The sequence below is a fragment of the Marinobacterium zhoushanense genome (assembly GCF_014641945.1).
Lineage (GTDB): Bacteria > Pseudomonadota > Gammaproteobacteria > Pseudomonadales > Balneatricaceae > Marinobacterium_D > Marinobacterium_D zhoushanense.
On the sequence record NZ_BMIJ01000008.1, the window covers coordinates 211,018 to 229,721 of the forward strand.

Below are 18,704 nucleotides of genomic sequence, written 5' to 3' on the forward strand. Positions count from 1 at the left end.
AACTCAGCCTTCTTGAGGCAGTTCACCTATACCCGCAAGCAGTGCACCATTCACTATCCGGCCGATCTTGTCGGCATATTCAGGATCGGTTGCATACCCCGCCCGCTGCAGTGCCTGCAGGTAGCTGACCGGGTCCCCGACTTGCTTCAACGCTTCGCCGTAGCGTGGATTGTTCTGAATGAAATCGACGTAATCGTCCAGGCTCTGCTCGACCGAGTCATAGACCCGGAAATCCGCCCGTTCCGGACGCGGCAAGCCGTCGCGATACTCCAGCGTGCTGACCCCTACCCGCTCGCCATCCCAGCGGCTATCGGCCTTAATATTGAACAGATTATTGCTGCTACTGCCGTCATCGCGGCGAATAACCGCACGCCCCCAGCCGGTCTCGAGCGCCGCCTGTGCTACCAACACGCGGGGATCCACCCCCAGTGCCTGGGCGGCTTTCGCGGCGGCAGGCAGCAGCTGTTCGACAAACTGCTCTGGGGTGTCGAAGCTCCACTCGGCAGGTTCGCTACCAACTGCAGCGGACGGCGCTGCTGCATCGTCTGCCGGCTCCTCAGCCCCCGTCTCTGCTCTGCGCTGCGCCAGGCGATCGCTGATCTGATCGACTGCGCTGAGCGAATGGTTGGCCACCCGCCGTGCCGCCAGATTCAGCAACGTCTCATTCAATGACTGACCCTGCGCCAGCTTGTCATCTATACGCTCCTCATCACTGGGCAACTGCAGGGCCTGACGTAGCGTATCCGCCGTCATCTCCTTGCCGCCCAGTTGCCGAACGATGATATCGGCAAGTCCAAGGCCCTTGCTCTGCGATAGCTGCAGGGTCAGCTGTTGATCAAGCATGCCCTGGAAAAACTGCACATCGCTGGAGTTGAACGGGTTGTCTTCGGCAAAACTCTCGGTGGCCTGGCGCATCGACTTGAGCATCATGTTCATGAACACCTGCTCGAACTGCTCGGCGGCGTTGCGCAGCGCGGCATCACGATCATCGTTGGCCTGCGACTTAATCTTGCTCAGCCCGGTCAGATCGGTATAGAACGAGGAGTCGATCTGCCCCGGAAATTTGCTATCCATATCAGATCACCACCAGCTCGGCTTTCAGTGCGCCAGCCTGTTTCAGCGCTTCCAGAATCGCCATCAGGTCTCCCGGCGCAACACCAACCTGATTGACCGCCTCTACCAGATCACGCAGTGAGGTGCCGGTATTGAACTCGAACATATGCCCCGACCCCTCATCAACCTGAATGCCGGTCCGCGGCGTCACCACGGTCTGACCACCGGCCAATGGGGTATCCGGTTGGGAGACCTCAGGCGCCTCGCTTATGGCAACCGTCAGCCCGCCATGGGTAATGGCGACCGGCGACACGCGTACATTTTCACCGATGATGATGGTGCCGGTACGCGAGTTAATTATTACCTTCGCCACCTCTTTGCCCGGATCTACGCTCAGGTTCTCCAGCACCGACAGATAGGACACGCGCTGGGACGGATCCCGCGGCGCACTGACGCGAATCGACGTGGCATCGAGCGCGCGCGCCACATCGGGTCCGAGCAAACCGTTGATCTGCTCGGCAACGCGACGGGCCGTGGTGAAATCCGGATTATTCAGGTTCAACACCAGCGAGTCGCCCTGAGAGAAGGCGTTGGGTACCGCCCGCTCGACGCTGGCCCCGTTGGGGATGCGGCCGACACTGGGAATATTCAGTGACAGACGCGAACCGTCATCACCGCTGACGCCAAATCCGGAGACCACGAGGTTACCCTGGGCGATGGCATATACCTGACCGTCCGCCCCCTTGAGGGGCGCCATCAAAAGGCTGCCACCACGCAGACTCTTGGCATCGCCGATCGCGGAGACGGTCACATCGATACTTTGCCCCGGCTTGGCAAAGGGCGGCAGTTCGGCATGGATCGCCACTGCTGCAATGTTATCCGACTCTGGGGACACATTGGCCGGTATCGCCACGCCAAAGTTGTTCAGCATGTTACGGAAGGTCTGGGAGGTGAAGTCGGTACCATCACCGGTGCCATCCAAGCCTACAACCAGGCCGTAGCCGACCAGCTGGTTACTGCGCACCCCCGATACCGACGTAATATCCTTAAGCCTTTCGGCCCGCACCGGAGTGATGACAAGTGTGCAGAGCATTAAAAGCGCGATGACCTTTTTCATGTTGCTCACCATCAGAAGGGGAATAGCGGACTGATAAAGAAACGTGCCAGCCAACCCATGACATTGGAGTCATTCACTGCGCCGGTACCGCTGTAGGTAATACGTGCGTCGGCCAGCTTGGTCGACAACACCGTATTGGACTGGTCGATATCCTGGGGCCGGATAAGCCCGCTGATACGGATGTACTCATCGCCTTGATTCAGGGTCAGCCACTTCTCACCGCGCACGAGCAGGTTGCCGTTCGGCCGTACCTCATGCACCGTCACGGTAATACTGCCGGTCAGGCTGTTGCTCATATCGGAGCTGCCATCTCCCTCAAAGGAGTGATCGCTGCCAAGCGAGGCCGACAGCGGGTTGCCCAGCACAGATAGATTTTGTCCCATAACGGAGCCGACACCGACATTGGTATTGCTGGATTTATCCACCGAGGTGGTACTCGACTTGGAGGATTGGGTGCTCTCCTCCAGCTCCACGGTGATGATATCGCCTACCCGGTAGGCACGCCCGTCACCATAGAGATTCATTGAGGTCGCCGCGTTATAGATCGAGCCGGTTGACGGCTGCGTATTGGGCACAGGTGTTACCGGCACAGGAGCATAGTAGGGGTTATCCGGCTTGGGCGGCGAATTAACGCACCCCGTCAACGTCATTGCACAGGCAACAGCAACGACCCAGCCCTTAATGCTCATCGACCATCCCCTCACTTACCGTTACAGCTGCTGAGTGACGAACGACAACATCTGGTCTGCCGTCGAGATCACTTTCGAATTTATCTCATATGCACGCTGAGTGGTGATCATATTGACCAACTCCTCGACCGCATTCACGTTTGAACTTTCCAGCATCCCCTGGAGCAGAAATCCGGTCCCCTCCTCCCCGGGAGTTACCTGCTGAGGCGCACCGCTGGCCGCCGTTTCCAGAAAGAGGTTCTGTCCAATCGCCTGCAGCCCCTGGGGGTTGACGAAGTTGGCCAGCTCCAACTGCCCTACCTCCTGCGGCTCGGGATCGCCAGCCACAACAACCTCGACCGTGCCATCATTGGAGATGGACATGGACAACACTCCGTCGGGCAGCGTAATTTCCGGCTCGAGCGAGAAACCTTCGGCGGTGACCAAACGCCCTTCGCCGTCCAGGTGCAACTGTCCGTTGCGGGTATAGGCAATATCGCCATTCGGTTGCTGTATCTGCAAGAAGCCCTTGCCGTTGATGGCAACATCGAACGACTCGCCGGTAACCTGAAACTCCCCCTCTTCGAAAAGCTTCTGGGTGCCGACGGTGCGTACACCATTACCCAGCTGCAGACCCGAGGGGAGTTGAGAATCGGCCGCGGTGTCGGCGCCTGGCTGGCGGCGAACCTGATACAGCAGATCCTCGAAAACGGCGCGGTCTTTCTTGAAACCGACCGTGCTGACGTTAGCCAGGTTATTCGAGATAACCTTAAGCTGAGTATCCTGGGCGCTAAGCCCTGTTTTGGCGACGTGCAGTGCACCTTGCATACTGGTCTATCCCCCTTATCAGCTCTGCTGCAAGATACGCGCAGCTGCTGTTGAATTCTCTTCCGCGGTTTTCATCATCTTCACCTGCACCTCAAACTGACGCGCCAGGCTGATGATCGATGTCATCTCGGCAACCGCATTGACATTGCTCGACTCCAGATAACCCGAACGCACCTGCACATCCAGATCCACCGGCAGTACCCGGTTATTATCCACGTGCATTAGGCCATCTTCCCCTTTGAACAACTGCCCGGGTTCAGCGCGGACCAGCTTGATCCTGTCGATCTGCGCCAGCTCCGCCGCCTGACCGCCCAGCGGACGAATGGTCACTGTGCCATCGGACGAAACTTCCACCTTTTCGGCCGGAGGTATGACAATCGGGATGCCGCCATTTCCCATGACCGGCAATCCGCTGCCAGTTACCAGTTGATCAGCGGCATTGATCTGCAGCTCGCCGCCACGCGTATACGCCTCCCGGCCGTCCGGACCGATAACCGCTATCCAGCCCTCACCGTCGATCGCGACATCCAGATCTCGCCCTGTAGAGATAAGGGTACCGGCGGTGGTATCGGTTGCCGGGCGCTCACTCATGGCGTAGACGCGGGATTCGTAGCCCTCGCCCAGCACGCGCATGGCGCGGGCCTGCTCCAGATCGCTCTTGAACCCGGTCGTCGTCACATTGGCAAGGTTGTTGGCATGCACGCGCTGCGCGACCATGTTCTCGCGAGCACCCGTCATCGACACGTACAACAACTTATCCATAACAGCTCCATCAGGAAAAAGATTGCCGCTTTAAGCGAGCCATACCCGATAAAAGCAAGCGCCGTGCCATAGAACGCAAAAAGGCGATGACCCTATGGAGGCCATCGCCTTTATAACCGAAGCCGAAGCGGAATCGACTGTTAGATCTGCAGTATCGCCTGAGTTACTGTGTTCAGGGTTTCCAGGGTCTTGGAGTTCGCCTGGAAGTTACGCTGACCTTCGATCAACTTGACCAGCTCGGCGGACAGGTCAACGTTGGACGCTTCCAGCGCGGCCGAGCGCAGGGTGCCGTTCAAACCGGTCCCCGGCGGGTTCAGGATAGCATCACCGGAGGTCAGCGTGGCCGCCCACTCGGTATCACCATTAGGCTGCAAACCGGCCTGGTTTTCAAAGGTAGCCACCGCGACCACCCCCAGCGACTGGTTCTGGCCGTTACTGAACGATGCAACCATTTCACCGGTGCTGGCGAAGGTCACACCGATCAGGTCACCCTTGGTATAGCCGTCCTGCAACTGGCTCTTGACGATCGATGCCGAGGCAAACTGAGTACTGTTGGTCAGGTCCAGATCGATGGTAGTCAACGGGTTAGCAGGATCGGCACCGGAGATGGTAATTGACGGCACTTGGCCGCCGGCGGAGAAACTCAACCCGTTGATGCCGCTCAGCAAACCGTTGGTCGGGTTGAACTCGACAAGAATCGGCCCCTCTTCGGTTTCTCCACCGCCGCCGCTGACGGCGGGGCCACCACCGGCCTCACCCCAATCTTTCAGCTTGCCAATATCCAGCTGCTCTTCACCGTTGAGGTAGGCATACATCCGATACACGCCGAGATAGGAGTTGTCACCCTCAGCCGTGCTCTCCAAAGCCAAAGTGCCCGCCACAGAGGTCGGCTGATAGTCCGCATCATCGACATTGCCTTCGTCTGCCTTGAAGGTGATCTGCAACTTGTACTCACCACCCACCAGAACCGCCTGAACCGACTCGATGGCGGGATTGCGGTCTATGATCTCCGCTTCACGCCCCTCGATGGTTTCCGCGATATCCTTCTTCGTTGACAAGCCCGCGACATTGATCGTTACACCACCGATTTCGACTGTGCTATCGCCAGCCGTCTCGTCAATGGTGTAGGTTCTGACTTCGTTGGCTGCGCGTGTCGGCGTAGAAGCATTTTGACGGTCATAGCTAACGGCCGTGGTCAGCAGTGGATCTACATCCGTTACCACCATATCGCCAGAATCGGTGTACTGCGCAAAAGTTTCGAAACTCAGCGTGCCACCGGATAACGTAAACGACTCCTTATCAATTCGAGCATCCCTAGCCGCGATGTCATCGAGCTGGGCCGATAGCGCCGGATTGGCCGCAGCGAAGGTGGAGTAGTCGGAATAACTGGCGACACTGAAGTCCGCCGATGTATCCAGGGGAAGCCCGGAAATATAGACCGTATCGTCGGCATCGCCGGACACATCGTATTCGAACACCTCCCTTACCGGGCGCTGCTCGGCAAAGTTGAACTTGATCGTGTGTTCGTTACCCAAACTGTCGAAGGTGCGCACCGTGGTCGTGTAGGTAAATGAACCCGGCTCGTCCTTGTCATAGGTCGGCAGCAGCTCGGCCGCTTCCTTACGTGAATCGATATTGAACGACAGGTCGATACTCTCGGTCGCTTTCGGTGGGCTCTCTTTCTGCGTCACCGCCAGGTTGCCGATGGGCAGACGGTTGCCGTCCTCATCCAGCCCGTAGCCCTGCAGGTATTTGCCGGTCTTGGAGACGATAAAGCCCTCTTTATCCAGCTCGAAGGCACCTGCGCGGGTATAGGTTACGCCGCCCTGACCATCATCCAACTGAAAGAAACCCGATCCGTTGATCGCAAGATCCAGGTTGTTGTTGGTGAACTCGATGGTACCCGCCTTGAAATCCTGAGCGATATCGGTGACCGTGACACCGGAACCGGCCACGTTGGCCGAACCCGCTCCGACCACCGCCGTTGCATATATATCACCGAACTCGGTACGGGAGGCTTTAAAGCCAATAGTACTTGAGTTTGCGATGTTGTTACCGGCCACATCCAGCATGGTAGTGGATGCCTTCAGGCCCGTAACCGCAGTACTGAAACCTGCCATATCTCCCCCTGATTAACCGAGCTGTTTCACATCACTCATGTCGATCGATCCGATATTGGTGTTCACCTTCATACCAATACCGTTCTGCCCGAGTGTGACGCTGTTGATATTGAAGCCCATGTAGGTTCCGACCTCTTCATATTCGCCATCGGTTCCACTGGGCACTTCTGCCACTATGCGGTAATTGCCCGCAGGCACACCTTCACCCGCCTGCCAGACAAAGTTGTGATCACCTGCCGGCATCGCCCCCATATTCACGCGGTCAACGAGATTGTCGCTGCCATCGTAAATAGAGATACGGATATTGCTGGCGCTGACCTCAGTGGACACCACGCCATCCACATAGCCACCCTCTTGATTCAACTGGGCAATGTTGGTGTTGACGTAAGCGCGCTGACCGACCATGGATGAGGCCTGCAGCGCCGTCTGACTGCTGAGCAGAGACGCGCTCATGTCCTCCACCGTGCCGACAAGCTGATTGATGCTCTCGACCTGACTCATGGTCGCGATCTGCTGCATGAAGTCCGCCGTATCCGCAGGGCTTGTCGGATCCTGGTTTTGCAGCTGCGCGATCATCAGTTTCATGAACATCTGGCTGTCTTCAGCCGCCTGGCTGGATTCGGTTGTCGAATTCGCCTGGTTCTTCTGATTGATCTGCTCGTATATATTTGAACTACTGCCAGTACCGTTTATCGTACTCATGACCCTTACCTCTCAGGGACCTCGCGCCTTAGCCTACTGCCCCAGCGACAGCGTACGCTGCAGCATCTGCTTGGCAGTATTCATGATCTCCGCATTGATCTGAAAAGAGCGGGAGGCGGAGATCATATCGGCCATCTCTTCAACCACGTTTACATTCGGATAGTAGACATAGCCATTCTCATCAGCCATTGGATGACTGGGTTCGTACGCCATACGCAAAGGCGCATCACTCTCGACGATGTCGCTGACCGTGACCCCCTGGCCCGGCACCTGGCCCGAACCTAACGCGCTATAATCCACCTCGCCTGGCATCTGCACGGTAAATACCGGCTTGCGGGCCCGGTAGGTTTCCCCTTCGCTCGAGCTGACACTATCGGCATTGGCGAGGTTACTGGCGGTTGTGTTCAGGCGAATGCTCTGGGCATTCATTGCCGAACCGGCTATTCCAAAAACATTAGACAGCGACATCCTTACTCACCCTTAATTGCGCTAACCAGCCCTTTGAACTTGCTATTCAGCATCGTGAAAGAGCTCTGATACCGGATGGCGTTGTCACTGTAACGCGCCATCTCCTCTTGTACCTCAACAGTGTTGCCGTCCACCGAGGGCTGGGACGGCGTGCGGAACATCAGTTCCGCGGCGAAATCAGGTTCGATGAACTCCCCGGCATGCCCCGCCTGGGTCTGAGCCAGCTCGGTGGAGAGAGGGTCCTGCTCACCGCCCAGCTCTCCGTGCAATATGGACGCGAAGTCGATATCCCGCGCCTTGAATCCCGGTGTATCGGCGTTCGCGATATTGTTGGCCAACACTTCGGCACGACGGGCGCGCAACAGCAATGCGTCGTCATGGATACCCAATGCGGATTCAAAACTGATGGCCATTCAATCGCTCCTGTCCGTCCTTCTTGTTATGAAGCAAAGCTTGTGCCACTACCTCAAACCAGCCTAATTACAGGCGTGCTGAGAGGCACCAAGCAGTGAAGAAAGGCGAAAGCGGCAAACTGATTCCGCCCGTGGCGGCAAGGAGCGACGCTCTTGCCGCCACGGGCGTACTGCGGCACATGGCTATTTTTGGCTGGCTATACCGCTTGATAGATGATGCCGGGGCGGCAGTGGATCATCTTGTAGATATCGGACAGCCCCGACAGCGATTCGGAGGCACCGAGAAGAAGGTAGCCGCCGGGCTTGAGCTGGCGGCGCATCTTGCGCAGGATCTCGAGTTTTACGTCGGAAGAGAAGTAGATCAGAACGTTGCGACAGAAAATGATGTCAAACTGGCCAAGCGACGTATACGGCCCCAGCAGATTGAGGTTCTGAAAGCGGACCCGCGCCTTGATCTCCGGACGGATCTGCCAACTGCCCTCGCCAGAGGTAACGAAGTATTTTTTCAACCGTTCCTGAGACAACCCCCGTCCGAGCGCGAGCATTTCGTACTCGCCTCTCTGCGCCTGCTGCAGGATACTGGTGGAGATGTCGGTGGCCTGAATCTCTTCGCCGGACAGCAAGGTGCCTGGATTCATGCGTTTGAACTCATCGATCACCATACTGATCGAGTAGGGTTCTTGTCCGCTGGAGCAGGCAGCGGACCAGATCCTGAGCTTTTGCCCACGCCGCTCCGCCGTCAACTCGGGCAGCAGCCGCTTGGCCAGGATCTCGTAGGGATGGATATCGCGAAACCACAGGGTTTCGTTGGTGGTCATCGCATCGATAACACGCTCTTTGAGAGCGTTTGCGCCAGGCCGTTTCAGTCGGTCAACCAAGATACTGAGCGAGTCGCACGACTGCTCCTTCATGATCTTGCCCAACCGGCTCTGCACGAGATACTGCTTATGCTCGGCCAGCAGGATACCGCAGCTCTGCTCAAGAAACTCGCTGAATTGACGGAAATCGTCCGCCGTGATTCGAAAGCGTTGATTCACCGATCGATCCGTCATCAACTCTCGCGAACCTGGCCGATTCGATTAACCACCACCGTCGCCAGATCGTTGGGATTGAATTTAGCCAGGAAACCATCGGCTCCGACCTTCTTGACCATCGACACGTTGAAGCCACCGCTCAGGGAGGTATGCAGCACCACATGCATACGCTGCATCCGAGTATCTTCGCGAATCATGGCCGTTAGGGTGTAGCCATCCATCTCCGGCATCTCGATATCGGAGATCACCATCAGGAAGGATTTCTCAACGTCGATGCCCTTGTCAGCCATACCACGCAGCAAGTCCCAAGCCTGCTTGCCGTTGTTGGCCGAGGTCACTTTCAAGCCCAGGCTTTCCAGCGAACGCTGCATCTGATTGCGTGCCACTGCCGAGTCATCGACGATCAGCACATGATGCTGCTGTGCCTGCTCACGCACACTCTTATCGGCGACATCCTCGCTCACATCGGTCGCCATCGGGTAGAGGTCGGCCAGAATCTGCTCTACGTCGAGAATCTCGACCAACTTGCCATCAAGTTCGAATACGGCGGTCAAGTAGTTTTCGGAGCCGATCTCTGCCGGGGGCGGCATGATCTGGTCCCACTGGGTGTTGAAGATCCGGTCCACCTTGCGCACCAGAAATGCCAGCGTGCGACGGTTATACTCCGCCACGATCAGAAAACACTTACGCTGTTCATCGGCTGGAATCGCACGACGTCCGATAGCCTCGGATAGGTCCAGCACAGGTATCGTTTCGCCACGAATGTGCGCCATCCCCTTGACCGAGGTGGTCAACCTGGGCACCTCCGTCAACTCCGGACACTGCAGCACTTCACGCACTTTAAAAACGTTGATGCCATAGCGTTGCGAGGTCTCCAGACCAAACAACAGCAGCTCCAGCCGGTTCTGCCCCACCATCTGGGTGCGTAGGTTTACACTATCCAAGATACCTGACATGATCGCTTCAAACCCCGAGGTCAGAGTAGTAATGTCGTACCGCAAAGCCCTGCTGTTTCAGGACTCAAGCGTGAACTTCCTCAAATTTATATCTTCATGCGCACTGCTGGCCATTACACTGGCCGCTCCCGCCCGCACACTCTCGGCCAACGAACTGCCTAACTCTGACATAGAGAGCCAAGTCGCGTCGACTATTCGTCAGCATTTCGAGACTAGAGTACCAGAGAGTCGCGTAAACGTAACAGTAAACCCTATAAACCGCACACTTTCTTTAACCCCCTGCCAATCAGCCCTGCAAATTGAGCTGCCTTTCAGTGGCGGGGAGCGGGTCACGGCCAAGGTCAGCTGTGCAAGCCCTCGCCCCTGGAGCATTTTCGTTACCGCAAGAGTACAGCAGTTTATCGCGGTGGTGACAGCCAGACGACCGATAACCCGGGACAGTCGCATCGGCGGCGACGCGCTTGCTCTGAGTGAACAGAATATCACCCGATTGAGCGGTGGATATTACACCCGACTGCAGGATGTCCTGGGCAAAACAGCACGGGTTCCAATCGACAATGGCGAGATCATCACCGCACGGGTGCTGGAACCCTCACTGGCCGTTCGCCGCGGTGATCGGATTACGCTCGAAGTCCGCAAAGGGGCCTTGCTGATTCGTACGGACGCGATTGCACTCGAGGACGGCCGCCTGAACGAACAGATCGATGTGCAAAACCGCAACTCGGGTCGTCAAGTACGCGGCACGGTCACAGCTCCCGGAATAGTGACCTTATACTGAACACCACTTGATCCGACACGCCTTGGCCAGGCCAGGCAGGAAACATTATACTTGTCGTTAAGTTGAATACTGGGATGCAAAAAAAATTACCAGTTTCGCTAAAGTTTTCTGAAAGCAGACCGATACCCTTACCCGTAACAGCTAAGAGGTATATGTGATGGCTATTGATCTTCCGGGTGTTGGCTCTACCCAAGCGGGTACGGCGCGTAACAACCGGGTTAACAATGAGCAGCAAAACAACACCGCCGCTACCGGCAGTGGTGGCAGCGCTCAGCCATCGGTCGGTCCTAGTAACAGCGATACCGTCAAGATCAGCGAAACGGCGTTGGCGATCCACAACGCCATCCAGAACGGCGACGACGAACCCGAAGTCAACAGCGATCGTGTAGCTGCACTGAAAAGTGCCATCGAAAGCGGCGAGTATAAGGTTGATGCGGAGCGCGTCGCCAAGGGCATGCTTGCTATCGAGTCTCTGTTTAGCTGATCTCTGTTGAAGTACGACTAGCCGATGTCGAACCTGCCAAATCCTGACCAACTCCACCCCCTGATCGAACAGGGCGTGGAGTTGCTTCGTGAGTTGGAAAAACTGCTGCAGGAAGAGCGTAGCGCGCTCGAGCAGCGAGACCTGGAAGCCATACAGCGCGCAACCTCGTCCAAGGAATCACTGCTCGCTGCCATCCACGAAAACTTCACCGCGCGTCACACCCTGCTGTCCAATCTGGGCGTCGAACTATCAGCCGAGGGCTGGGAGCGGTATCTGAAGACACTACCGGGTGAGAATGCACTCAAGCTGGGGGAGCTTTGGCAGACGCTGGCGGACGCGCTGGCACAGGTGCAACAGGAAAGTACCGTCAATCAGCAGATTATTCTTCGCGGACAGGAGAGCACCGAACGCCTTCTCAACCTGCTACAGGGTAAAAACCAGAAGAGCCAGCTCTATGGCAGTTCGGGGAAAAGCAACAACTTCAGCACGCAGAGCAGAATCGGCAAAGCCTGACATCCCGCTCACCACGCCTGGCAGTACTCCCTTTTTATCGCTACAATGCGCGCCGTCTCCCCATAGTTCAATGGATAGAATAAACCCCTCCTAAGGGTTAGATCCAGGTTCGAATCCTGGTGGGGAGGCCACTCAGCCGGCAAGAGTCTCTCAAGACCCTCACCCACTACCGAAGCAAAGGACCGAGCGACCCATCCGTCAGAAAGTCCACCGACCTGGTCCGCAGTCCCTTGAACTGCAACAACTTCTCCCGCTCGAGGTCGGCCAACTGCAGACGCTCAGCCAATCGCAGATAACGATCAACCATTTTCAACCGCTCCTCACGCTTTTCCACGCCATCACGAGCACTCTCGAGATAGAGCTGCGCCAGATTCAGCAGCGCCGCGGCATAGCCGGGATCATATTCGATCGCCATACCGAAATAGCGCATAGCCTGCGCGTACTTGCCCGCCATATAGTGTTTGATGCCAAGGCGGTTGACCTTGCTCGCCATCGCCTGGTCACGCTTGGATTTGCGCGCTTCCGAAAACTGCCTGAGTTCGCTCTCGGGCTCAAGCATCGGCACCTTATCGCCGCTGAGCACCAACTCCTCGCGCGAAAGATCCAAGGGTGACTCCAACTGTTGATTTAACGTGCGCGCCTCCCCCTTCAGCCTGTTGGCCTCTTCAGGCTCCGCCAAATCATGAGCAACCTGACTTCGCAGCAACGCAGTACGCACCTTCAACGCCTGATCACGGGGAAATCTGAACTCCGCCGTATTCAGCAAGGTGTCCACCTCGTTTCTGAGATCCATCACCTGGCGAGTTTGAGCCCCTTTCATCTCCAAACGACGCACGTTCGCCAGGCGAAGAAAGGGTTCAGGCGAGCGGTAGCAGCTTTGCCGCCCCAAGACGATGGAGCGTTTAAAAGCCCCGTCTGCCAGCTCCAGAGCATCGGTTTGCATCGCCACACGCCCCAGCTCCATCTGCCTGGGGATACCCAAGGGCGCCTTCTCGGTTGCCTCCTTGAGGGTATCCCTGGCATTGTGTAGCTGCCCATCCCGCTCCTGTACTCGCGCCAACAGATCATAGGCCGCAATCAACAGGGGGTGTGTTTCGATCAACTTGTTTAGCAGCTCCGCGGCCTCCTTCAGCCGATCGAGAAGATATAGCGCTTTCGCCATGATCAACCCGGTATCCTTATCCCCCCCTTGCCAGTACTGCCGTTCGAGAAACTCGTAAGCCTCCTGTACCCGTCCGAGATCGATCAAACACTGGGCTTTCAAGCGCCTGGCCTGATCGTAACAGGGGTGGGCGCGTGGGATATCGTCACAGGCATCGATGGCAGCGTCCAGGTCACCGATCTCGATCGCCTGCTCGACCGGATACAGCATGCGCTTGCGCGCCACCAGCTGGTCAAGCCGTTGCTTAAGCTCATCAACAGAAAAGGGCTTGGTCAGTAGCGCGTCGGGCCGACTGTCGATGGCATGCAAGACCACCTCCTGAGACGCATCCGAGGTCATGAACACCCAAACAGCCGTGGGTCGGACATAACCTCGAAAACGCGCTTCCTCCAGCAGCTGCAAACCACTTACCGCATCGCTACTGTTGTGTCCCAGCAAAATAATATCGAACGACTCTTCGCGTATGGCTTCCAACACCCGGTCGTTCACCGTCATCGCCGCCAGATTCTGAACGCCGAGCTCACGCAGCATATAAAAAATGGTCGCACGCATGTTCCCACTGCTTTCAACCAGTAGAACCTTTTTGTCGGCATAATTGATTTTTGATGGAGCCACGGATCCCTGCTCACCCTACAAAACCGGTCAAGATTACCGATGCGCACTAAGAGAAGATGACGGTGTATTGAGTATACAGAGGGTTACAGCCAGTGCGGAAGCAAGCATGCCTAAAAACGTGGCAAAGAAAAAGGCACCGGTGTCGGGTGAAAACACGCGGTGCCAAAGACAGTTCTATGCTGTACGAGAAGAGTACTTAAGTTTCGCATTCCACATCATGATCTGAGTCAACTCCATGACTATCGGGCACCCTCTTTCAGATCATCATTACTAGAGTTGCCCGTTAGGGCAGGATATAACGGGAAATAGATGTTAAGACCTATGCCTAAGGGGAGGCGGTACGCTTTTCACTTACAATAGGCGGCAGATGGAAAGAATGGAAAGATAATGACAACAGCATTCGTCAGCCACCAGGATTGCAGCCTGCACAACATGGGTCCGGAACACCCGGAAAGCCCGGTCAGACTGCACGCAATCCGCCGCGTACTGGAGCGTACAGGCCTGCTCGACAGGCTCACGCAACTTGAAGCCGTACCGGTTACCGCAGAGCAGATCCGCCTTGCCCATGCCGATCTTCACCAGACAAGACTGGAGATGAAAGTGCCTGAGCAAGGGGTCGTGTATACCGACGAGGACACGGCCCTGTGCCCCGATTCATTGCATGCGGCCAACCTGGCGGCCGGGGGAGCAGTCCTGGCAACGGATGCGGTGCTCAGCGGCAGCGTGCGCAATGCCTTCGTCGCGGCCCGCCCACCCGGACACCATGCCGAATACAGAGCCGCCATGGGCTTCTGTTTTTACAACAATGTCGCCATCGCCGCATGTCACGCACTCCAGCATGCCCAGATCAAACGTGTCGCCATACTCGACTTCGACGTCCACCACTGCAATGGCACCGTCGACATATTCCAAAACCGGCCGGAGGTACTGGTGTGCTCCACCTTTCAACACCCCTACTACCCGGAACGCTACGCCGAGATCGAGCGGCCCAACATCGTCAATTGCCCCTTGGCCGCCTTCAGTCCTGCGAGCGACTGGCGCGACGCGATTGCACAGCGCTGGCTACCGGCCCTGCACGAGCACCAGCCTGACATGATCTTCATCTCGGCCGGGTTCGACGCGCACAAGGAGGATCCCATGGCTGACCTGAATCTGGAGGAGGAGGACTACCGCTGGGTGACCGAGCAGATCATGGAGGCGGCCGACGTACTATGTGGCGGACGTCTGGTATCGGTACTCGAGGGCGGCTACAACCCGGTCGCGCTGGCCTTCAGCGTGCTCGCCCATCTCGAAGCGCTTAGCACCGAATAACAGCGCCTCTGAAAATAAAAAGGGCTGCCTAAGGCAGCCCTTTTTAGTAGATGCGGAGTTAGCCGACAAACTTGATCATGACACCGGCCGCAACCGCCGAGCCGATAACACCCGCCACGTTCGGTCCCATGGCATGCATCAGCAGGAAGTTCTGCGGATTCGCTTCCAGACCGAGCTTGTTGGATACGCGGGCGGCCATCGGTACCGCCGATACGCCGGCCGAACCGATCAGCGGGTTGATGGCATTGCCACCTTCCAGCTTATTCATCAGCTTGGCCATCAACACGCCACAGGCTGTCCCGATACCGAAGGCGACAACCCCCAGCACCAGAATACCCAGCGTTTCCAGGTCCAGGAACTTGTCGGCACTGAGCTTGGAGCCAACCGACAGACCAAGGAAGATGGTCACGATGTTGATCAGCGCATTCTGAGCAGTGTCGCTCAAGCGATCGACCACGCCGCATTCACGCATCAGGTTACCGAAGCAGAACATACCCAGCAGCGGTGCGGCATCCGGCAGCAGCAGCGCAACCAGAATCAACAGCACCAGCGGGAACAGGACCTTTTCCGTCTTCGACACGTGACGCAGCTGAGTCATCTTGATCTTGCGCTCAGACTCCGTAGTCAGCAGACGCATAATCGGTGGCTGAATCAGCGGCACCAGCGCCATATAGGAGTACGCAGCGACAGCGATCGCACCGAGCAGATGCGGCGCCAGCAAGCTCGCCACATAGATCGCGGTAGGACCGTCGGCACCACCGATGATGCCGATTGCGGCAGCATCCTGAATGCTGAAATCCATAACACCGAGCATCGTCAGCGCAACAGCGCCCATGATGGTGGCGAAGATACCGAACTGCGCCGCCGCACCCAGGAACAGCGTCTTGGGATTAGCCAGCAGTGGACCGAAATCGGTCATCGCACCGACACCCATGAAGATGACCAGCGGCGCGGCACCCGAGGCGATGGCGACCAGGTAGAAGTTGTACAGCATGCCGTTGTTATAACCGGCATCGAGTGCAACGTCGGTTGCCGCGGTATGCGCGGTGTGCGAGGCCGCTTTGTACGCATGCAGCAGCGCCTGCGGGTCAGCACTGTCCACACCCAGCGCGGCAGCCAGCCCTGTCAGCACTTCCGGCTTGGCAAAGTGGAGCGCATTCTCCACCGCCGAAAACGCAAGTCCGGCTTCCGGAATGTTGGCCAGAATGCCGCCAAAGCCGATCGGCACCAGCAACAAAGGTTCGAAATTCTTGCGAATCGCAAGAAACAGCAGCAACAGACCGATAACAATCATGAACGCCTGGCCGGCGCTGATGTTATAGATCCCCGATGCCGTAAACAGACTGAGTAGTTTATCCATTACTCACACCTTTTGCGGATCAGGCCAGGGTGACGAGTGAATCGCCGACCTGAACGGCATCACCCTCTTTGACATCGACGGAGACGATGTGGCCGGCACGCGCTGCACGCACTTCGGTTTCCATCTTCATCGCTTCCAGTATCACCAGCACATCACCTTCCTGAACCGATTCACCGGCACTGACCAGCACTTTCCAGATGTTACCAGCCAGCGGTGCCGGAACCTCTTCACCGCTACCAGCGGCCGGAGCAGGAGCAGCAGCCGCGGCAGGTGCCGGTGCGACATTGGTAATATCGCCACCTTCAGCCACCTGTACGACGTAGTTCTGACCATTAACGGTGATGGTGTAGACTTCCGGTCCTGATTTCTTCGGTGCTGACATGGCTTTAGCGTCCTCAAGCGTCGGTGCGGGTTCAAAGGCGTCGGGGTTACCGCGGTTTTCCAGGAATTTGAGACCAATCTGCGGGAACAGCGCATAGGTCAGGACATCGTCGATCTCGCGCTCGCCCTGCTCCAGCTTGATCCCTTTCTCGCCGGACAGCTCTTTCAGCTCACCGACCAACTTTTCCATCTCGGGTTGCAACAGATCTGCCGGACGGCAGGTGATCGCTTCACCACCAGCCAGCACGCGAGCCTGAAGCTCAGCATTAAACGGAGCCGGGGCCGCACCGTATTCACCCTTGAGTACGCCCTGCACCTCTTTGGAGATGGTCTTGTAGCGCTCGCCCATCAACACGTTGATCACCGCTTGAGTACCGACGATCTGGGAGGTTGGCGTCACAAGCGGAATGAAGCCGAGGTCTTCGCGAACACGCGGGATCTCGTGCAGTACTTCATCGAACTTGTCAGAGGCACCCTGCTCGCGCAACTGACTTTCCATATTGGTCAGCATGCCACCCGGGACCTGAGCCACCAGGATGCGAGAGTCGGTACCGCGCAGGGAACCCTCGAATTTTGCGTACTTCTTGCGTACATCGCGGAAGTAGTGCGCGATCTCTTCGAGCAGCAGCAGGTCAAGACCGGTATCCCGATCGGTGCCGGCCAGAGCAGCGACAACGGATTCGGTTGCCGTATGGCCATAGGTCATCGACATGGAGGAGATCGCCGTATCGACACGGTCGATACCCGCTTCGACAGCCTTGAGGATGGTCATATCGGACAGACCCGCAGTCGCATGAGCGTGCAGCTGCACCTCAAGACCGGTCTGAGCCTTCAAACGTGACACGAGATCGAAAGCACCGTAAGGGGTCAGGATGCCCGACATATCCTTGATCGCGATGGAGTCCGCACCCATGTCTTCAAGCGTCTTGGCGTACTCGACCCACATCTCGATGGTATGCACCGGGCTGGTGGTGTAGGAGATAGTCCCCTGCGCATGCTTGCCGGTTGCCTTCACCGCCTTGATCGCGGTTTCCAGGTTGCGCGGATCGTTCATCGCATCGAAGATACGGAACACATCGATACCGCTGACGGCGGCGCGCTCAACGAACTTTTCCACCACGTCATCGGCATAATGGCGGTAGCCCAGCAGGTTCTGGCCACGCAGCAACATCTGCTGACGGGTGTTCGGCATGACGGCTTTCAACTCGCGGATGCGAGTCCAGGGATCCTCACCCAGATAACGGATGCAGGAATCGAAGGTCGCGCCCCCCCAGCTTTCGAGGGACCAGTAACCGACCTTGTCGAGTTTCTCGGCGATCGGCAACATATCGTCGAGTCGCAGACGAGTCGCAAACAGGGACTGATGCGCATCTCGTAGCACGACGTCGGTAATACCTAGTGCTTTCTTAGCGTCGGACATGGGATTGGCCTTATCTCAATCTCGTTTATGGTTATGTGTGCTGCTTACGAGCGGTACTTGTGCACGGCTGCGGTCATAACGGCGATCAATTCGTCGTTGTTCGCCCCGGCATTAGCACTTTGCACTTTCGCACTTGAGCGAGAACGCTGGGGTTTGGGTGCAGGTGCCGGCACGTACTTGTTGACCAGCTTCGACATGACACCGGTACTGATAACCAGCAGCGTCAGAAAGACAAAGACGAAACCCATACCGAAGACCAGCAAATTAAGGCCTTCTGATAACAGATTATCCATCTATGGGTGCTCCTGTTCGTTACGTAGCCCTTTCGCCCACCAGCGGCTTTTGGTCGCGCGGACTGCACAATTGTGGGCAGTCTCATGATGGACAGATGAACCGGTTTGCCGGGAACTTGTAACGCAGACAAGTAAACCAACGAAACCGAGCGAGCTATTCTGCCCATAGAGGTAGTGCAAAAGCAACATCGTCGACCTTATGTAATTTTTTTACAAAAATCGCCGATAATCAGAGCACTAGGATGATACTTCCGACCGCCGAAATG

At 57.0% G+C, this 18,704-nt stretch carries 19 protein-coding genes and 1 tRNA gene; 5 read left to right on the forward strand and 15 right to left on the reverse strand.

The features are described from left to right. Positions 1 to 3 precede the first annotated feature (3 nt). The 11 genes from flgJ to IEX40_RS18990 form a co-directional block, all read right to left on the reverse strand. On the reverse strand, positions 4 to 1,074 hold the full coding sequence (gene flgJ, locus IEX40_RS18940; RefSeq protein ID WP_188751168.1) for a flagellar assembly peptidoglycan hydrolase FlgJ: 1,071 nt from the start codon (positions 1,072 to 1,074) through the stop codon (positions 4 to 6). Position 1,075: 1 nt separating this feature from the next. Continuing rightward, entirely contained in the window at positions 1,076 to 2,170 is a 1,095-nt protein-coding gene (locus IEX40_RS18945; protein WP_188751170.1) for a flagellar basal body P-ring protein FlgI, read from the reverse strand. A gap of 11 nt (positions 2,171 to 2,181) precedes the next feature. Continuing rightward, positions 2,182 to 2,859, reverse strand: a complete 678-nt coding sequence (gene flgH, locus IEX40_RS18950) for a flagellar basal body L-ring protein FlgH (RefSeq protein WP_188751172.1) — start codon at positions 2,857 to 2,859, stop codon at positions 2,182 to 2,184. A gap of 21 nt (positions 2,860 to 2,880) precedes the next feature. Further along, positions 2,881 to 3,666 carry a flagellar basal-body rod protein FlgG gene (gene flgG / locus IEX40_RS18955; protein WP_188751174.1) on the reverse strand — a complete coding sequence of 262 codons (786 nt, stop codon included), beginning with the start codon at positions 3,664 to 3,666 and terminating at the stop codon, positions 2,881 to 2,883. A gap of 18 nt (positions 3,667 to 3,684) precedes the next feature. After that, positions 3,685 to 4,428 carry a flagellar basal-body rod protein FlgF gene (gene flgF, locus IEX40_RS18960; protein WP_188751176.1) on the reverse strand — a complete coding sequence of 248 codons (744 nt, stop codon included), beginning with the start codon at positions 4,426 to 4,428 and terminating at the stop codon, positions 3,685 to 3,687. Between the two features lie 140 nt (positions 4,429 to 4,568). Next, a complete protein-coding gene (locus IEX40_RS18965) occupies positions 4,569 to 6,548 on the reverse strand; it encodes a flagellar hook protein FlgE (protein WP_188751178.1) in 1,980 nt (659 codons plus the stop codon). A 12-nt stretch (positions 6,549 to 6,560) separates the two neighbouring features. Then, positions 6,561 to 7,250 carry a flagellar hook capping FlgD N-terminal domain-containing protein gene (locus tag IEX40_RS18970; protein WP_188751181.1) on the reverse strand — a complete coding sequence of 230 codons (690 nt, stop codon included), beginning with the start codon at positions 7,248 to 7,250 and terminating at the stop codon, positions 6,561 to 6,563. 33 nt (positions 7,251 to 7,283) lie between these two features. Further along, the gene (flgC, locus tag IEX40_RS18975) at positions 7,284 to 7,718 is read right to left on the reverse strand and encodes a flagellar basal body rod protein FlgC (RefSeq protein ID WP_188751182.1); all 435 of its coding nucleotides are present in this window, start codon (positions 7,716 to 7,718) and stop codon (positions 7,284 to 7,286) included. Between the two features lie 2 nt (positions 7,719 to 7,720). Next, entirely contained in the window at positions 7,721 to 8,131 is a 411-nt protein-coding gene (flgB, locus tag IEX40_RS18980; protein WP_188751183.1) for a flagellar basal body rod protein FlgB, read from the reverse strand. A 197-nt stretch (positions 8,132 to 8,328) separates the two neighbouring features. Next, positions 8,329 to 9,168, reverse strand: a complete 840-nt coding sequence (locus IEX40_RS18985; RefSeq protein WP_229680840.1) for a CheR family methyltransferase — start codon at positions 9,166 to 9,168, stop codon at positions 8,329 to 8,331. A 14-nt stretch (positions 9,169 to 9,182) separates the two neighbouring features. After that, on the reverse strand, positions 9,183 to 10,121 hold the full coding sequence (locus IEX40_RS18990; RefSeq protein WP_188751185.1) for a chemotaxis protein CheV: 939 nt from the start codon (positions 10,119 to 10,121) through the stop codon (positions 9,183 to 9,185). 31 nt (positions 10,122 to 10,152) lie between these two features. Here IEX40_RS18990 and flgA point away from each other — a divergent pair, with 31 nt between their 5' ends. The 4 genes from flgA to IEX40_RS19010 all read left to right on the forward strand — a co-directional run bounded on the left by flgA (position 10,153) and on the right by IEX40_RS19010 (position 12,027). After that, positions 10,153 to 10,899 carry a flagellar basal body P-ring formation chaperone FlgA gene (gene flgA, locus IEX40_RS18995; protein ID WP_188751186.1) on the forward strand — a complete coding sequence of 249 codons (747 nt, stop codon included), beginning with the start codon at positions 10,153 to 10,155 and terminating at the stop codon, positions 10,897 to 10,899. Positions 10,900 to 11,056: 157 nt separating this feature from the next. Continuing rightward, entirely contained in the window at positions 11,057 to 11,383 is a 327-nt protein-coding gene (gene flgM, locus IEX40_RS19000) for a flagellar biosynthesis anti-sigma factor FlgM (RefSeq protein ID WP_188751187.1), read from the forward strand. 24 nt (positions 11,384 to 11,407) lie between these two features. After that, the gene (locus IEX40_RS19005) at positions 11,408 to 11,896 is read left to right on the forward strand and encodes a flagella synthesis protein FlgN (RefSeq protein WP_188751188.1); all 489 of its coding nucleotides are present in this window, start codon (positions 11,408 to 11,410) and stop codon (positions 11,894 to 11,896) included. Positions 11,897 to 11,952: 56 nt separating this feature from the next. Then, positions 11,953 to 12,027: transfer RNA gene (locus IEX40_RS19010), tRNA-Arg, on the forward strand. Positions 12,028 to 12,062: 35 nt separating this feature from the next. On the opposite strand, the gene IEX40_RS19015 is transcribed toward IEX40_RS19010, so the two are convergent. Next, positions 12,063 to 13,673, reverse strand: a complete 1,611-nt coding sequence (locus IEX40_RS19015) for a tetratricopeptide repeat protein (protein WP_188751189.1) — start codon at positions 13,671 to 13,673, stop codon at positions 12,063 to 12,065. 387 nt (positions 13,674 to 14,060) lie between these two features. Between IEX40_RS19015 and IEX40_RS19020 the strand changes: the two genes are divergently transcribed. Then, a complete protein-coding gene (locus IEX40_RS19020) occupies positions 14,061 to 14,984 on the forward strand; it encodes a histone deacetylase family protein (protein WP_188751191.1) in 924 nt (307 codons plus the stop codon). A 58-nt stretch (positions 14,985 to 15,042) separates the two neighbouring features. Here IEX40_RS19020 and IEX40_RS19025 read toward each other — a convergent pair whose 3' ends face one another. Genes IEX40_RS19025 through IEX40_RS19035 form a run of 3 tightly spaced genes read right to left on the reverse strand, consistent with a single transcriptional unit; the run spans position 15,043 to position 18,438 of the window. Then, positions 15,043 to 16,344: a sodium ion-translocating decarboxylase subunit beta gene (locus IEX40_RS19025; RefSeq protein WP_188751193.1), complete on the reverse strand. Its 1,302-nt coding sequence runs from the start codon at positions 16,342 to 16,344 to the stop codon at positions 15,043 to 15,045. A gap of 19 nt (positions 16,345 to 16,363) precedes the next feature. Continuing rightward, positions 16,364 to 18,145, reverse strand: coding sequence for a sodium-extruding oxaloacetate decarboxylase subunit alpha (oadA, locus tag IEX40_RS19030; RefSeq protein ID WP_188751196.1), 1,782 nt, complete (start codon positions 18,143 to 18,145; stop codon positions 16,364 to 16,366). A gap of 44 nt (positions 18,146 to 18,189) precedes the next feature. Next, positions 18,190 to 18,438, reverse strand: coding sequence for an OadG family protein (locus tag IEX40_RS19035; protein ID WP_188751198.1), 249 nt, complete (start codon positions 18,436 to 18,438; stop codon positions 18,190 to 18,192). Positions 18,439 to 18,704: the final 266 nt, after the last annotated feature.

Coding starts and splice junctions, on each gene's coding strand:
- flgJ (WP_188751168.1), bottom strand. CDS start 1,074: ATGGATAGCAAATTTCCGGGGCAGATCGACTCCTCGTTCTATACCGAT.
- IEX40_RS18945 (WP_188751170.1), bottom strand. CDS start 2,170: ATGAAAAAGGTCATCGCGCTTTTAATGCTCTGCACACTTGTCATCACT.
- flgH (WP_188751172.1), bottom strand. CDS start 2,859: ATGAGCATTAAGGGCTGGGTCGTTGCTGTTGCCTGTGCAATGACGTTG.
- flgG (WP_188751174.1), bottom strand. CDS start 3,666: ATGCAAGGTGCACTGCACGTCGCCAAAACAGGGCTTAGCGCCCAGGAT.
- flgF (WP_188751176.1), bottom strand. CDS start 4,428: ATGGATAAGTTGTTGTACGTGTCGATGACGGGTGCTCGCGAGAACATG.
- IEX40_RS18965 (WP_188751178.1), bottom strand. CDS start 6,548: ATGGCAGGTTTCAGTACTGCGGTTACGGGCCTGAAGGCATCCACTACC.
- IEX40_RS18970 (WP_188751181.1), bottom strand. CDS start 7,250: ATGAGTACGATAAACGGTACTGGCAGTAGTTCAAATATATACGAGCAG.
- flgC (WP_188751182.1), bottom strand. CDS start 7,718: ATGTCGCTGTCTAATGTTTTTGGAATAGCCGGTTCGGCAATGAATGCC.
- flgB (WP_188751183.1), bottom strand. CDS start 8,131: ATGGCCATCAGTTTTGAATCCGCATTGGGTATCCATGACGACGCATTG.
- IEX40_RS18990 (WP_188751185.1), bottom strand. CDS start 10,121: ATGTCAGGTATCTTGGATAGTGTAAACCTACGCACCCAGATGGTGGGG.
- flgA (WP_188751186.1), top strand. CDS start 10,153: ATGTCGTACCGCAAAGCCCTGCTGTTTCAGGACTCAAGCGTGAACTTC.
- flgM (WP_188751187.1), top strand. CDS start 11,057: ATGGCTATTGATCTTCCGGGTGTTGGCTCTACCCAAGCGGGTACGGCG.
- IEX40_RS19005 (WP_188751188.1), top strand. CDS start 11,408: ATGTCGAACCTGCCAAATCCTGACCAACTCCACCCCCTGATCGAACAG.
- IEX40_RS19020 (WP_188751191.1), top strand. CDS start 14,061: ATGACAACAGCATTCGTCAGCCACCAGGATTGCAGCCTGCACAACATG.
- IEX40_RS19025 (WP_188751193.1), bottom strand. CDS start 16,344: ATGGATAAACTACTCAGTCTGTTTACGGCATCGGGGATCTATAACATC.
- oadA (WP_188751196.1), bottom strand. CDS start 18,145: ATGTCCGACGCTAAGAAAGCACTAGGTATTACCGACGTCGTGCTACGA.
- IEX40_RS19035 (WP_188751198.1), bottom strand. CDS start 18,438: ATGGATAATCTGTTATCAGAAGGCCTTAATTTGCTGGTCTTCGGTATG.